The sequence below is a fragment of the Lachnoclostridium sp. An138 genome, from assembly GCF_002160765.1.
Classification (GTDB): domain Bacteria; phylum Bacillota; class Clostridia; order Lachnospirales; family Lachnospiraceae; genus Laedolimicola; species Laedolimicola faecalis.
The window spans coordinates 17,550-32,123 of sequence record NZ_NFLF01000009.1; the positions used below are offsets into that span (position 1 = coordinate 17,550).

Consider the following 14,574-nt stretch of genomic DNA (forward strand, 5'->3'; position numbering starts at 1 on the left):
CTTACAATCCTCCTATTCGTCTTCGTATTCGATCTCTGTATGGATCACCTGTTCTATATCGATCGCGCCCACGTCCTTATGAGGGTCCGTCTGCGCGCAGGCTACGAGGATTTCCATCTCTTTCCCCGTATCCTGCAGAATCACATTCCGTATCTCACGGAGATGCGCTTCTTCCTTTAAAAATGCCTCGCCGGTAGGCGTAGCCGCGATAATTCCCAGCTTTCCTCCTCCCAGCGCTTTCAGTCTGGCTCCCTTCAGATACGTGCGCAGAAGGGGATGGAGACGGTTCGTTACCTGATGCCAGTTTTTTACCACAGCCTCCACATCCTCCGGAAGCGCTTCCGGCGCAGGAGGCGGCGCTTCCGTCTCCACCTGTGCCGGAAAAGCCTCCCGTCTGTGTCCCTGCTGTCCGGAATTCTGATACAGATAAGCGCCGCCTGACGCGATTTCCTCCAGGCTCTCCTCCAGCTGCCGCTCCAGAATCCGGATTCGATCCAGGATTACATCCGTATTTGTCTCCATGGCAGGCCGGCAGAGCTTGATAAAAGCCACTTCCACCAGGACCCTTTTCTGGGACGCGTACCGGATCTGCCCCCCGAGCTCGGAAAAAATCCGGATATACCGCATCAGCGTATCCGTCTCAATCATCCTGGCCTCCTCCTGAAGCCGTTTCAGATTCTCCGTGGAGACGTCAAGCACATCTTCCATATTGTCTGAGGTCTTCAGCAGAAGCAGATTCCTGAGATACCAGGTGAAATCCGTCACAAACTGCGAAAGCTCCCGGCCCTGGACCACCAGTTCCTCGATCTGCTCCATGACTCCCGGCAGATCCTGGCTAAGCGTCAGGCGCAGCAGCCTGCTGTAGACTTCTGTGTCCACCGCCCCCAGCACATCCAGCACGTGGTCGTAAGTCAGCTCCTGGTCAAGATAAAAGGCGATGCACTGGTCCAGAAGACTTAACGCGTCACGCATGGAGCCATCCGCTGCCTTTGCGATATAACGCAGAGCCTTCTCTTCTGTCTGCACGCCTTCTCTTTCAGTCAGCTCCCGGAGCCGGTCCGTGATCACGTCCGCCGTAATCCGCCGGAAATCATACCTCTGGCACCGGGAAAGAATCGTCACGGGAATCTTGTGGACTTCCGTAGTCGCCAGAATAAAGATCACGTAGGACGGCGGCTCCTCCAGGGTCTTGAGAAGCGCGTTAAAGGCCCCGATGGAAAGCATATGCACCTCGTCTATGATATAGACCTTGTATTTCCCTTCTGTGGGAGAATAAGCTACCTCTTCCCGGATCTCGCGGATATTATCCACGCCGTTATTGGAGGCCGCGTCGATCTCTATCACATTCATGGAAGTGCCTGCCGCAATAGAGCGGCAGGCCGCGCAGGTTCCACAGGGATTTCCATCTACCGGGTGCTCACAGTTCACTGCCTTGGCGAAAATCTTGGCCACTGTGGTCTTTCCGGTGCCTCTGGTGCCGCAGAACAGATAGGCATGGCCGATTCTGTCTGCCTTTATCTGATTTTTCAAAGTAGTTACGATATGCTCCTGGCCCCGGACCTCGCTGAACTCGGAAGGCCGGAACTTTCGGTAAAGGGCCATATACGACATCGGTCAAATCCCCTTATCCGGAAGCCGCCGCGGAACAGGTTCCGCGGCAGTCTCCCTTTTTGCTGTCTTTTTAATCTCCAAAACTGATTCCAATCATCTTCGCCTCGGAAATGATGGAAGAATTCGGATCGATGAACTTCAGCTTGCCCGCGGATTCTTCCAGCGGAACTCTTACGCATTCATTGTTCACGATACCGATCATGTAGCCGTAATCGTCGTCCACGATGGCCTGCGCCGCTGCCGCGCCCAGTCTTGTGGAGAGCACACGGTCATAGGGGCAGGGGCTTCCGCCTCTCTGGGTATGGCCCGGAACCGTCACCCGGACCTCTGTGCCCAGGCGCTCTGTAAGCTGGGCCGCGATCTCGTAGGATACGGTCGGATACTGATAAGTCTCCATGAACTTCTTCAGTTCCTTCTTGCTCATCTCGGCCCGCTCCTTCGGGATGGCTCCTTCCGCCACCGCAAGGATGGTGAAGCCCTTCTTCTGCTTATTGCGGGCCTCTATCGCCTTGCAGATGCTGTCAATGCTGTAGGGAATCTCAGGAATCAGGATGATGTCCGCTCCGCCCGCGATTCCTGCGTACAGCGTAAGCTGTCCCACCTTATGACCCATTACTTCCACGATGAACACGCGTCCATGGGAGGCTGCCGTCGTATGGATGCAGTCAATCGCCTGGGTAGCGATGTCTACCGCGCTCTGGAAGCCGAAGGTCATATCCGTTCCCCAGATATCATTATCAATGGTTTTGGGCATATGCAGGATATTCAGGCCTTCCTCCCGCAGAAGGTTGGCTGTCTTCTGGGTTCCGTTTCCTCCCAGGATCACAAGGCAGTCCAGACGCAGCTTGTGGTATGTCTGCTTCATGGCCTCTACCTTGTCCAGTCCGTTCTCATCCGGGACTCTCATCATTTTAAACGGCTGACGAGAGCTTCCCAGAATCGTGCCGCCCTTTGTCAGGATTCCCGAAAAATCTCTGGGCGTCAGCATCCGGTAATTTCCGTAAATCAGGCCCTTATAGCCCTCCTCAAATCCATAAAGCTCCACCTCGTCCAGTGCGTTGCACACTCCCTTTACGATGCCGCGCATCGTCGCGTTCAGTGCCTGGCAGTCTCCGCCGCTGGTCAGCATTCCGATTCGTTTCATACAACATGCCTCCATCTCTTTATATTTCGTCCATGCAGTTTCTCTTCACGCACCGTATTCTTCCCCCGCCTGCATGGCATCCCGGCATCCGGCTTCTCCTTCCGTTTTCCCGGGAATTTTAATAATTGAATTTTATCATAAAAAGCCAGAGGGGGCAAGCCCGCATGTGGACTGAGAGTGGCGGGATTTTGCACTTCTGAATCATGTTCTTACGGTCTGCGCAGCATGTGCGCGGACCTGAACTGAACTGTTGCAGCAGCAAATACAGCAACAAATGTAAAAACCCGCAAGGGAATGTCTTGAAAATTTTCTCCGGATATTGTATGATAGATAGCAGTCTGGAGGAGTACCCAAGCGGCTGAAGGGTCTGGCTTCGAACACCAGTAGGTCGGTAACACGGCGCGAGGGTTCAAATCCCTCCTCCTCCGCTGAAAAAGGACGTCATTTCATGCCCTGAAGGGGGTGGAATGGCGTCCTCTTTTATGTTATCCTGAATGGAGAAGGCATACTCTTGCTGTATCAAAAATATTTTTGTATTTGGAGGGTAGCGTCGGCGTACCAAGGGACAATACGGTCAAAAATGGCTGAATTTGCGCCCCTGCTGCGTTACTTTCACTCCGCGTACGCCCTGTACGCGTCGTTCAAGTGCCTTGCAGGGACACAAATCAGCTCATTTTTGACTCTGCGGCCTCAGCCCTCGGAAATTCGCCTGTTTTCAAGGCAGACGATGGCGGCGTACTGAACGTACGCTAACTGAGGATAACGCAGAAAACAGGCGAATTTACAGGGCTGAGGCGTATTACCCCTTGTACACCGACGCTTCGCAGAATGGTAAAACTATATTCTACAAAAGACAGCCGTCAAAAGGAGCAGCTTCAAATGCTTTTCAGCCAGAACAATATTCCCTACAAACTCAAAACCAAAAGCAGCTCCCCTCTTCATGTGATGGATTCAGCCGTTCTGGGCAGTATGAAGCAGCCGCTTGAACTGAGCCACACGTTTCTTGTACCGGAAAAAGATGCTGACCGGGCCCGGATGCTGCTTCAGCATATCCAGGATAAACTCTAGTCGGCATCGCCCGTCTTCAGCCGCTCCAGATCCGCCAGCAGTTCCGCCGCAGTTCTGTTGTATACAGGATGGCGGGCGTAAGGCGCGATCTGGCAGAGAGGCTTCAGCACGAAATCTCTCTTACACATCTCAATGTGGGGTATATGAAGCTCTTCTTCATCCAGAATCAGATCGTCGTACAAAAGGATATCCAGATCCAGAGTCCGGGGACCCCAGCGGACAACGCGTTCCCTCTTCGCCTCCTGTTCAATCTCATGCAGCCGCTCCAGAAGCTCATGAGGCGTCAGCAGGGTCCGGATCTTCATAGCCCCGTTCAGGAAATCGTCCTGCTCCACCCCGCCATAGGGCGCCGTCACAAGGAAGTCCGAAACCGCCTCTACCCGGCATCCCCGGGTAGAACGCAGGCCTTCCACGCCAAGGCACAGATTGGCCTCCTTATCTCCCAGATTGGAGCCAAGAGCGATATAAACTGTATGCCAGCCCCGTTCAATCTCCACAGAGACGGTCTCCAGCGGCAGTCCCACAGGAGCCCAGGGCTTTTTGATCTCCAGGCGGATTTTCTCCAGATGTTCTGTGTTCAGAAGCAGTTCTTCCGCCAGGCGCTCCGCCGCAGTCTCCAGAAGCTGAAAGGTATTCTGTTCCATGAATTCAGTGATAAACCGGCTGACCTCCCCATAATGAATGGACTTCGCCAGGTCGTCCGCCCTCCCGGCTTCCCGGGTAGAGGTATAGAGTACAGCCGAAACCACAAACTTCTGCCCCAGCGCGTTTTCTTCGGGGAATACCCCATGTCTCGCAAATACTTCCAGATTTTTAATATGAATCTTATCCACGTTCCGGCCCCTCCTGTCCGGACACCTTGCGGCCCGCCGCCAGTATGGCCTCCGTCATGCGGATCGCCCGCAGATTTTCCTTTACGTCATGAACACGCACAAAGGCATAGCCCTTCATCACCGCCAGAACCGTCGTCACAAGGGTTCCTTCCAGCCGCTGATCTGCCGGAAGATCCAGAGTCAGTCCAATCACAGATTTTCGGGAGGCTCCCAGCAGCATGGGATAACCCAGCTCGTGAAAACGCTCCAGATAATGCAGCGTCTCCAGGTTCATCTCCAGTGTCTTCCCGAAACCGATGCCCGGGTCCAGTATGATTTTATCGTCCGGAATTCCCGCCGCCCTTGCAAGCTCCGCGCACTGGGCCGTCTCCCGCAGCATATCCGGGAAAAAATCTTCGTACTCTGTGGTGTTCTTATTGTGCATCAGACAGCAGGCTGTCCCGGTCCGGGCAATAAGCCCCGCCATCTCCGGATCGTACTTCAGTCCCCAGATGTCATTGACCAGGTCGGCTCCCGCCTCGATGGCCGCCGCAGCCACTTTTGACTTGTAGGTGTCTACCGATATGGGAAGATCCAGCTCCCGTTTTACCGCCCGAATCACAGGCACAATACGGGCAATCTCTTCCTCATCAGAAATCTGCTGATGGCCCGGCCGGGTGGATTCTCCTCCGATATCGATGATATCAGCCCCCTCTTCCGCCATGGTCCAGGCATGGGACAGCGCATCGTCCGTCTCATTCCATCTTCCTCCATCGGAAAAGGAGTCCGGCGTCACATTCAGAATTCCCATAATGTAGGTTTTATTTTTTACGTCAAATTCTCTGTTTCCTATTTTCATAATTTAATCTCCAGATTCTTTTTTGTCTCCGGCCAGTCGCATTTTTCCTGAACCGGACAGGAAAAGCAGTTCCGAGACAGCTTGTCCGCCCGGTAAAACAGAGCCGACAGCTCTGTTCCCTCCTGAGCCGTCCTGTGGCTGCGTATCAGATGAAGAACCATCTCCCGCCCGCCTTCCGAAAATCCGCAGTCCGAAAGGATTTTTTCCGCAATTTCGGCACTGGCCTTCTCATGGGGAATCCCCTTTTCATACTGCAGATGGCGTCCGATGTCATGAAGGAGCCCAGCCGCGTAAATCAGTTCCTTAAATTCGGAAAGCCTGTTCTTCCGCTCTGCAGAAGCTTCTGCCGGGATTTCTTCCCGCGGAATTTCTTCTTCCGGCAGGATTCCTTCCTCCAGAGCCAGCATGTAAGTCAGCCTGGCCACGTCCAGAAAGTGTTCCGGCGTGTGGCGGCAGAATTCCCTCGTCTCCTCATGAGCCCGGATTTTCTCCAGGCACTCCTGATAAGTCCTGTGGCGCCAGATCCGGTTCACCCGCTCCATTCCCATTGCGCCGCTTTCCGCCCTCATCCCTGTTTCACCATGGACAGAAAACGGTTCTGAAGCTCATAATTGTCCTGAAATACTCCTGTCGCTGTCATGGTCACCGTTTTGCTTCCCGGCTTTTTGATCCCCCGCATGGTCATACAGGTATGCTCCGCCTCCAGCATGACAATCACGCCCCGGGGATTCAGGTTTTCCTCCAGCGCCCGGGCAATCTGCGCGGTCATCTTTTCCTGAATCTGGGGCCTTCGCGCAAACACATCCACAGTCCGGGCGAGCTTGCTTAAGCCCACTACCTTTCCATCGGGCAGATATCCGATATGCGCTTTTCCATAAAAGGGGAGTAAATGATGTTCACAGACGGAATAAAAGGTGATATCCTTCTCAATCACCATATCGTTTCTTTCCACAGAAAACTGCTTTTTCAGATGCACGGCAGGGTCTTCGTACAGGCCGCCGTAAATCTCCTGACACATGCGGGCAATCCGGTCCGGCGTCTCCAGAAGTCCTTCCCTGCCCACGTCCTCGCCGATTCCCTCCAGCAGAAGCTGAACGCCGGCTTTGATCTTTTCATAATCCATCATAAAAAAACACACCTCCTTGATTGTGCGGCAGAACATATGCAGAACATATGCAGAACATATGACGAAATATCCCTTCACAATATGAGATGCGTTCTTATCTTATATTGCTGCAACGGGTGCGGTCTCCATATCGTAAGACTTAGCTTTTCGTTTCGGCGGCAACTCCCCATCCGCCGAACACTTGACGCATGAAAACCTATTTTGCATATTATTCTATTGTCTGGTATAATCGAATTATAGCACACTCCATGGAGTATGCAAGACAAAAGCCGGATTTTACACATATTTTTCAGGAGGAAAACATTATGCACCGACCTCTGTCACAGATGCTGGCCATTCCGGCCAGTCCCGATTCCCTGCACGACCCGGAAGAACTGCTGCGCCGCGTCCAAAATACCGGCGCTTTTCAGCTTCACTCTTCCCGGCTTGAGGATGAGACGCTCCACCTGGAAATCTCCTCAGACGGAGAGCTTTACCACGCGGAAATCTATCCCACAGAATTTATGATTCCGGAGCTTTACCGCTGCCAGCATCTGTTTCCCGATGTGGATGTGGAGGCCATCGAAAGAGCTCAGCTCGGCCTGGCAGCAGAAATGGAATTTGGGCCTGACGCCCTTGCTTCCTATCATCTGCAGCTGAAGCTTATCTGCACCCTGGTGCCGGATCTGCTTGCCGTACTGGACGACAGCTCGGAAAAGATTCTCTCCGGCCGCTGGGTCACCCTGGCCGCCCAGTCCCGGGTCGCTCCCGCGCCCCGGTATCTTTACACGGCCCAGGCCGTGTCCGGCGGAGACGACTGCGTCTGGCTCCATACCCACGGTCTGAACCGCTGCGGCTGTCCCGAACTGGAAGTCTTAAACTCCACAAAGGAAACATACCAGTCCCATTATAATGTACTGGAGACCCTGGCCAACCGGCTTCTGGACGAAGAAGAAATCCCCGGCTGCGGCGAACCTTTCTTTCTGGCTTATGTGGATCAGGAAATTCCTCTGATTGTCACCCTGATTCCCTGGGCTGACGCCGTGGAGAACTACCCGGAAGATATGACCGGCGGAAAGGCCGACCGTCAGGAGGGCCACAATGAAGATACCTGCGCCATCTTTGTCTACCCTTCCGAGGAGAGCATCGACAGGGGGCAGTATTCCTCCCTCGCCATTTACGATCAGCTCCTGCAGGACAATCCCATCTATATGATTACCACCGATGAGACGAACCGCATGCACGACCTGGCCGCAGAGCGCCTGTCCTATTTTAAGGCCGCCTTCCAGGACAGCCGGAATAAGCTTCTCGGCAAATTCGGACTGCTCATTGACGAAAAATACCGCACCGAGGACAACTGCCGGGAGCATATCTGGTTTGAGATTCTGGATATCCAGGGGGACCGCTTCAAGGCCCGTCTTACTCAGGAGCCTTATTATGTAAGCGGCGTCCACGAAGGATATGAGTGCGAATTCGGCCCGGAAGACTTGACCGACTGGCTGATCTTTACGCCGGAGCGGCGGATTTCACCGGATGATGTATATCTGATGGAGCTGTGAGGCGCAGTACCGGTGAATCCTGAAAAACCACTCTGAACAGTAATATAACGGCGCGCGTCAGACAGACGCGCGCCGCAGCTATTTCCGCAGCTATTTCCACACCACTTTCATCTCCCCATTCCGTACCACCGGAACAGGGCTGTATTTCTGAATATATCTTTTTATCAGCTCCGGCACCTCTTCGTTTCCCTGCCAGAGTACCGGGCAGTCCCGCAGCATCGGATAGCCGCCGGTGCCGGTGGCCCGGTAATTGCTGACACAGAGCCGGTAGGTCCTCTTTCCAAGGGGCGCGCCGTCCGGCAGCGTGAGCCGGACCAGCCGGCTTCCCACCGGACGGCGCAGGTCAAAGGTGTAGAAAAGCCCTGCATAGAAGTCATAATTGTAATGCTCTATCTTGGGCTTTAAAAACACATCGGAGATACAGGGCTGTCCGTCCCGGAGCTCCAGATAGGAGGCGCAGCGCTCCAGGCAGCCGCGCAGCACCTCTTCCGTCACCTCCAGAACCGTCAGTGTATTGGAGAAGAGATAGGCTGCCGCTATGCCCCGCATGGTTACGGAGGCAGACAGTCCCACAGGCTCATTGCTCAGGCTGGTGCAGGAAAAATCCGCGCCCGAAGCCTCCAGCTGTACCTGATTGAACAGATCTGCCAGCCGACTGCCCCGGAGAGCGGCCTCCAGCTTTTCTTCCGGCAAAATCGCCTCTTTCAGGCTGCCCACCGGCAGGTCCAGCCAGGCCTGCACCTGCTTTTCCAGCGGCAGAAGCCGGGCATACGGCTCCGCCGGGGTCCTTGTTCCTGTGTCGAGAAACTCCGAACGGAAACTTCTTTTTTTATCCCCAGGAATCTCACCCTGAATCAGAAGAAGCCTTCCCGCGTTCGCAGGCGGCTGGACCGCCCAGGTTCCCGCAAGCTCCACTCCCTCCACCGCCATATGCTGGTGTCCGGTCAGAAGAAGATCGAAATCCAGCTCTTCCCCCAGGCGGCAGGCGATGTTTTCCCTGCTGTCGGAAAGGCACTGGCCTGTCTCCAGATCCTTTTCAAAGCCACCGTGATATATGCACACGCGCACATCGCACCGGCCCTTCAGACGCTTACAGGCTGCCTTCGCGGCTTCGAAGGGATCTGTGATTCGAAGTCCCTCCAGATTGCAGGGCGCTTCCCAGACATTCACGAAATCCGTGACCACGCCTGTAATCCCTATCCGGAGGCCGTTTTCCAGCACATGCACGGTTTCCTTCTGAATTCCCAGCTCTCCCCTTATATCCTCCACATTGGCGCAGAGGCAGACAGCGTCTGATGCTTCCAGATATTCCTTCAGCGTCTGATATCCGTAATTGAAATCGTGGTTTCCCAGCGTAAAATAATCAAGGCCCATGGCCCGGAAGGCCTCTGCCACAGGATGGAAGGGCCAGTCTTCCCGGTGCTCCAGATAATATGCGGTAAATGGCGTTCCCTGCAGGGAATCTCCTCCGTCCAGCACCAGGGTGTTTCCGTCTTTTCTTATTACGGAAGCCATATTCAGCAGGCCGGAGGCCTCCGGTCCTCCGGAAGCATAATCGACCGGGAAAATGTGTCCGTGGGTATCGGAGGTATAATAGATAGTAAGTTCTTTTCCCATAATCAGCCTCTCGCCAGCTTCACGCGGATTTTTGTAGAGATCCATTCCACAATCAGGACCAGGACGATAAGGCCTGCCAGAATCGCTCCGGCCTCATTCCAACGGTAGCTGTTCATGGCAAAGATCAGGGGCGCTCCGATGCCACCCGCTCCCACCAGGCCCAGCACAGTGGCGTCACGCAGATTAATGTCAAAGCGGTAGATGGCAGTGGACGCAAAATTCGGCATAAGCTGGGGCAGGATTCCATAGCGGATCTTCTGCCAGGACGTGCAGCCGGCCGCATCCAGTGATTCCAGCACCTTTGTATCCAGATCCTCGATGGCTTCTATATACATCTTGCTTACCATTCCCACGGAGCAGAGGGACATGGTCAGAAGTCCGGCGAAGGCGCCCGGTCCTGTCACACGGATGAACATCAGCCCATAGACAAAGGCCGGAACCGTCCGGATCGCCATGATCGCAAGCCGGCCGATAAAGGCCACCGGCGCAGGCGTCAGATTGGAGGCGGACAGAAAGGCCAGCGGAATGGAAATCACCGCACCCACCACGGTACCCAGAAAGGCGATACAGATGGTCTCCAGAAGCAGATAAGGCACTCCCTGGGTGGTCAGATTGAACAGCAGCCCCGTATCCGGGTGAAAGATTCCGGCCAGAATGTTCCAGGCAATCTTCGCGCCGTTCTGGGTGGTGCCGCTGGTTTCCACGGCTGTACCGCTCCAGATCAGAAGAGCCACGGTGATCAGCGCAATGACCAGCTCAAAGACCCAGCGTCTCGGCCTTTTGGCGTAAGCCTCTTCAATTCGTTTATTCATCCTCTCTCCTCCTCCCTATACCAGGCGTCTGCGCGCCGCTCTGCTGATGGTCTCAATGATGAATACAGTCACAAACAACACCACCAGAATCATTCCCACGCTGGAATACTCGCGCCAGCCTATCTTTTCGTTCAGAATCAGTCCCAGTCCTCCGGCTCCCACATAGCCCAGGATCGAAGCGTAGCGGACGTTTCCCTCAAAACAGAACAGGCAGTTGGACAGATAGGAGGGAAGCACCTGGGGCACAATGGAGCTGACAAAGGCCCGGGCTTTCGTGGCCCCCATGGCCTCCATGGCTTCAAAGGCCCCCATATCCACCGTCTCAATTTCCTCGTAAAGGATTTTCCCGATATAGGCAAAGGTAAAAATGGCGATGGCTGTCGTTCCTGCCAGTGTACCCAGACCGAAAATATATGTGGCAATCAGGGCCGTCACCAGCGTGGGCAGGGTGCGGATGATGGAAAGAAGCAGACGCACGGCGCTCACCACAAGACGGCTGCGGATGATATTGGTGGAAGCCAGCATGGCAAAAGGGACCACCAGCAGGGAACCGATCACTGAACCAAGCAGCGACATTTTGATGGTGTCAAAAAGCGGCTGCCAGACCTGGGACAGATACCCCCAGTCCGGCGGGAACATTTCTCCCAGAATCACGAAAAACTCCCGGATTCTGGCTGCCAGGATTCCCATATCAAAACCTGTGACCTTTACGGAAAGGGCAGTCAGAAGCACTACTGCCAGCACCCCAAGCGGCGCTCTGGACCGGTATTTCAGCACCTGCTTTCCGTTTGAAAGCTCCAGTACTCTGGGCGGAAAGATTCTGTCATACAGCTTCATACCGCAGCCTCCTCCTTTCCCTGATAAATGCCATCCAGGATCTGCTGTGTCACCTGTGAAGACGGACCGTCGTACACAATCTTTCCTTCCCGGATGCCGATGACACGGGAAGCGTACTGAAGCGCCAGCTCCACATGGTGGATATTGATGATTACCGTAATATTCATATCCCGGTTGATACGCTGAAAATCATCCATAACCTGGCGGGCCGTCACCGGGTCCAGAGAGGCCACCGGCTCGTCAGCCAGAATAATCTGGGGGTTCTGCGCAAGTGTCCGGGCCAGGGCCACCCTCTGCTGCTGCCCGCCGGAGAGCTGATCCGCGCGGACAAACGCCTTGTCCAGAATTCCCATTTGATCCAGGGCTTCCAGGGCCGCGATTTTTTCCTCCTTCCTGAAAATACCCAGGAACGCCCGCCACCAGGGAAGCTCCGGCACGAATGCCGTCAGCACGTTTTTGATCACGGTAGTCCTTGTAATCAGATTGAAGGACTGAAAAATCATTCCGATTTTCCGCCGGAAGGCGCGGAGGCTCTTTCCCTGCAGTTCCATCACATTGACGCCGTCCACCGTCAGCGTTCCTTCTGTGATATCGTGCATGCGGTTGATCGTGCGGATCAACGTGGACTTTCCGGCTCCGGAGAGCCCGATGACCGCCGCGAATTCCCCCTGCTCGATTTTCAGATTGATATCCTTCAGGGCCTCAAAGCCATTGGGATACCGTTTGCTTACATTTTGAAATTCTATCATGTCTAACCTCTCACTTAAAAAGGGAGGAAGCTTTTTTCGCCTCCTCCCCGTCAGCTTTTTCTTTTCTCCCCCGGCTTACTGAGCCGTATTCAGGGTCTGGATCATTTCCTGGGCCGCGCGCTCGGAATCATAGTCAGAGGACTGGGCGGGCAGATAACCGTTGTGGCTGTAAATGGAGATAACCTCCTTGCCTGCCTCGGTATTTCCAATGTTGATAAACGCCTCAGACAGAGCAGCCTTGAAAGCTTCGTCCATAATCGGAGAGGTCTTGCTCACGCTGATGGTATCGTTGTAAATAGCCGGAGTCACGCCGATGACAGCCGTGTCATCCCAGATGCTGTTTGTCATGGCATATTCGCCGGTCCACTCATCCTCATAATCTCTGCGGGCGTCCGCATAGGTACACAGTACGTCTACCTGTCCCGACGCAAGTCTCGCAAATGCGCTTCCGTAGGAATCAGACTGCACTGCATGAGGCAGATCCGTAATGTTCATCTCATAATTCTCCTGCAGCCACAGGGACGGATAAATGTATCCCGCGGGTGAAGAAGAGTTTGCCACGCTCCAGTTGGCGCTGCTTACGTCCTCCCAGGTGAGCTCCTCGCCTGCGTTGACCTTTGCCGCCAGCTCCTGGCCCTTCTCAGAGGGACCTGCGATAATCAGGGCGCGGTAGCTGGTAACCTGCTCGGTGGTGGGCTCTGTGGGAGCATTGTCATTCCAGTCCTTCGGATTGTCGGAGTCGATGGACAGTCCGTCACGGGTGGCGGTCAGAAGCACGTCGCAGCCGTCATCATAGAGCACATAGGTTCCTCCCGGAATCAGGCCCACGTCAGCCGTTCCGGCAGACAGTGCCTCTCCTACTGCCTCATAACTGGTTCCCACCGTAATATCTACTTCCTTTACATCATAGCCAAGCGTCGCCAGTTCGTCTGTCAGAAGCTGCTTTAGAGGCTCTGTGGCAGTAATGATCTCTTCCGGCTCTCTGGACGGCACGAACGCAATGCGAAGCGTGTCAATAGTCTTGTTCTCTGTTCCTGTCTCTTCCGCGGCAGCCGTATCCTCCGCAGCGTCTGTTCCTGCGCTTTCCGTACTCTCTGTACTCTCTGTACTTTCTGTAGATGTACCTTCCTGCGTCTCAGAACCCTGTCCGCAGCCGGCAAGCAGACCTACACACATAAGTCCCGCAAGCAGCATAGTTGCAAGCTTTTTCATTTGATACTCCTCCATGTGATTGTGTTTGTTGTGTCGTTTGCATGCAAAGTCTAATCTATATTGTAAGGGGAGAGCTCCCCCTGCAATCTCTGTTATCTGTATTTCCGGGAGCAGCAGTTTCTTTTCCCGGAAGTCTCTTTTATCTGAATTTTCTTTCTCCTGCGGCGCTGCGGTCAGGCCGTGTCCCCGATTTTCAGGTGGGCGGGAACCAGCACAGTCACAGGCTGGCTGCGTCTCTGGCTGATCCTGCCAAACAGCAGCTCCAGCGCGTTCTCCCACACATAATCCGGAAACATCTCCAGACAGGTACCTGTGGGCCATTTGCTTTCCAGGGTCTGCAGGTCCTGGTAAATAACCACCGCCACGTCTTTCGGCACCCGGACGCCCAGTTCCCGGAAGGCCTCCAGGGCTCCTTCCGCCACTTCATCACTTCCCAGCAGCATGGCTTCCGCAAGTCCATGCTCCCGGTACGCCTTCATGGTCAGCTCATAGCCGCTTTCCCGGCTGATTTCTCCCACATGAATGGTCTCCGGCCGGTACTGTCCTCTGTCCTCCAGAATTTTCCGAAGCGCCTCCAGGCGGTGCACTCCTATCCGGAAGCCGTCGCCCTCATACAGTCCTCCGATGTAACCGATTCCCGTATAGCGCTTCCGGTCCAGCAGATAGGAAACCATCTGCTGGTGACCGGCGTCGAAATCCACCTTCACCTGATCAAACTCATAGCTGTATTGATTGGAATTGATAAAGACAATGGCGAAGGAAAGGGAGCGGAGAAAATCAAGCTCTCTGTCACTGAATTCTCCGAAGGCAATCACGCCGTCCACATCACGGGCTTCGCCGAAGGACAGCCGTACAAAGGATACCTCATACTGATCCGTCATCATCTGAACGATGCAGGACAGACCTGATAATCTCACATTCGGTCTGTCCGGCCGGATGATTCTCCAGTCGGCCACTCCTATCACCAGCTTTTTCTTCTGAGCAGACAGTCTTCTCTGGCGCGGAGAGACATACCCCAGCGCATGGGCCGCCTGAAAAATTCTCATACGCACCTCCGGACTCACGGAAATGCTGTCGTCCTTATTCAATACTCTGGAGACTGTAGCCGCAGATACCTGCGCGGCCTCCGCTACTTCTTTAATCGTTGCCATCTGCCGTCCTCCCTTTTCTGACTTCATTATAACCGGTA

14 protein-coding genes, 1 tRNA gene and 1 riboswitch are annotated in these 14,574 nt (G+C 54.5%); of the genes, 3 read left to right on the forward strand and 12 right to left on the reverse strand.

From position 1 onward, the window contains the following. Positions 1–12: 12 nt before the first annotated feature. Together dnaX and B5E82_RS09030 are read right to left on the reverse strand one after the other, a co-directional pair. Positions 13–1,611 carry a DNA polymerase III subunit gamma/tau gene (gene dnaX, locus B5E82_RS09025; RefSeq protein ID WP_087307241.1) on the reverse strand — a complete coding sequence of 533 codons (1,599 nt, stop codon included), beginning with the start codon at positions 1,609–1,611 and terminating at the stop codon, positions 13–15. 70 nt (positions 1,612–1,681) lie between these two features. After that, positions 1,682–2,755, reverse strand: coding sequence for a 6-phosphofructokinase (locus B5E82_RS09030; protein WP_087307242.1), 1,074 nt, complete (start codon positions 2,753–2,755; stop codon positions 1,682–1,684). A gap of 340 nt (positions 2,756–3,095) precedes the next feature. Between B5E82_RS09030 and B5E82_RS09035 the strand changes: the two genes are divergently transcribed. Both B5E82_RS09035 and B5E82_RS09040 read left to right on the forward strand, forming a co-directional pair. Beyond that, a tRNA-Ser gene (locus B5E82_RS09035) sits at positions 3,096–3,183 on the forward strand. Between the two features lie 451 nt (positions 3,184–3,634). Beyond that, complete coding sequence (locus tag B5E82_RS09040; RefSeq protein ID WP_087307243.1) at positions 3,635–3,823, forward strand: hypothetical protein; 189 nt, start codon at positions 3,635–3,637, stop codon at positions 3,821–3,823. Here the strand turns inward: B5E82_RS09040 and folK are convergent. From folK to folE, 4 genes are read right to left on the reverse strand one after another with little or no spacing between them, the layout of a single operon-like run. Beyond that, a complete protein-coding gene (gene folK / locus B5E82_RS09045) occupies positions 3,820–4,656 on the reverse strand; it encodes a 2-amino-4-hydroxy-6-hydroxymethyldihydropteridine diphosphokinase (RefSeq protein WP_087307244.1) in 837 nt (278 codons plus the stop codon). The genes B5E82_RS09040 and folK overlap by 4 nt on opposite strands. After that, positions 4,649–5,494 carry a dihydropteroate synthase gene (gene folP / locus B5E82_RS09050; protein ID WP_087307245.1) on the reverse strand — a complete coding sequence of 282 codons (846 nt, stop codon included), beginning with the start codon at positions 5,492–5,494 and terminating at the stop codon, positions 4,649–4,651. Before folP ends, folK begins: the two co-directional genes overlap by 8 nt. Continuing rightward, a complete protein-coding gene (locus tag B5E82_RS09055; protein ID WP_242966287.1) occupies positions 5,491–6,063 on the reverse strand; it encodes an HD domain-containing protein in 573 nt (190 codons plus the stop codon). The genes folP and B5E82_RS09055 overlap by 4 nt, the downstream gene beginning before the upstream one ends. Then, complete coding sequence (folE, locus tag B5E82_RS09060; protein WP_087307246.1) at positions 6,060–6,620, reverse strand: GTP cyclohydrolase I FolE; 561 nt, start codon at positions 6,618–6,620, stop codon at positions 6,060–6,062. Before folE ends, B5E82_RS09055 begins: the two co-directional genes overlap by 4 nt. Positions 6,621–6,728: 108 nt before the next feature. After that, positions 6,729–6,826: riboswitch (THF riboswitch) on the reverse strand. 99 nt (positions 6,827–6,925) lie between these two features. Here folE and B5E82_RS09065 point away from each other — a divergent pair. Next, a complete protein-coding gene (locus B5E82_RS09065) occupies positions 6,926–8,158 on the forward strand; it encodes a DUF4026 domain-containing protein (protein WP_242966288.1) in 1,233 nt (410 codons plus the stop codon). Between the two features lie 90 nt (positions 8,159–8,248). Here the strand turns inward: B5E82_RS09065 and B5E82_RS09070 are convergent, their stop codons facing one another. From B5E82_RS09070 to B5E82_RS09095, 6 genes are all read right to left on the reverse strand, one after another. Next, positions 8,249–9,775 (reverse strand): bifunctional metallophosphatase/5'-nucleotidase, encoded by a 1,527-nt coding sequence (locus B5E82_RS09070; RefSeq protein WP_087307248.1) that lies wholly within the window; start codon positions 9,773–9,775, stop codon positions 8,249–8,251. A gap of 2 nt (positions 9,776–9,777) precedes the next feature. Then, positions 9,778–10,587, reverse strand: a complete 810-nt coding sequence (gene phnE, locus B5E82_RS09075; protein ID WP_087307249.1) for a phosphonate ABC transporter, permease protein PhnE — start codon at positions 10,585–10,587, stop codon at positions 9,778–9,780. A gap of 15 nt (positions 10,588–10,602) precedes the next feature. Next, entirely contained in the window at positions 10,603–11,424 is an 822-nt protein-coding gene (gene phnE / locus B5E82_RS09080) for a phosphonate ABC transporter, permease protein PhnE (protein ID WP_087307250.1), read from the reverse strand. Beyond that, positions 11,421–12,173 carry a phosphonate ABC transporter ATP-binding protein gene (gene phnC, locus B5E82_RS09085; RefSeq protein WP_087307251.1) on the reverse strand — a complete coding sequence of 251 codons (753 nt, stop codon included), beginning with the start codon at positions 12,171–12,173 and terminating at the stop codon, positions 11,421–11,423. The genes phnE (B5E82_RS09080) and phnC overlap by 4 nt, the downstream gene beginning before the upstream one ends. 75 nt (positions 12,174–12,248) lie before the next feature. Further along, positions 12,249–13,385: a phosphate/phosphite/phosphonate ABC transporter substrate-binding protein gene (locus tag B5E82_RS09090; RefSeq protein ID WP_087307252.1), complete on the reverse strand. Its 1,137-nt coding sequence runs from the start codon at positions 13,383–13,385 to the stop codon at positions 12,249–12,251. 173 nt (positions 13,386–13,558) lie between these two features. Continuing rightward, the gene (locus B5E82_RS09095) at positions 13,559–14,536 is read right to left on the reverse strand and encodes a LacI family DNA-binding transcriptional regulator (protein WP_087307253.1); all 978 of its coding nucleotides are present in this window, start codon (positions 14,534–14,536) and stop codon (positions 13,559–13,561) included. Positions 14,537–14,574 lie beyond the last annotated feature (38 nt).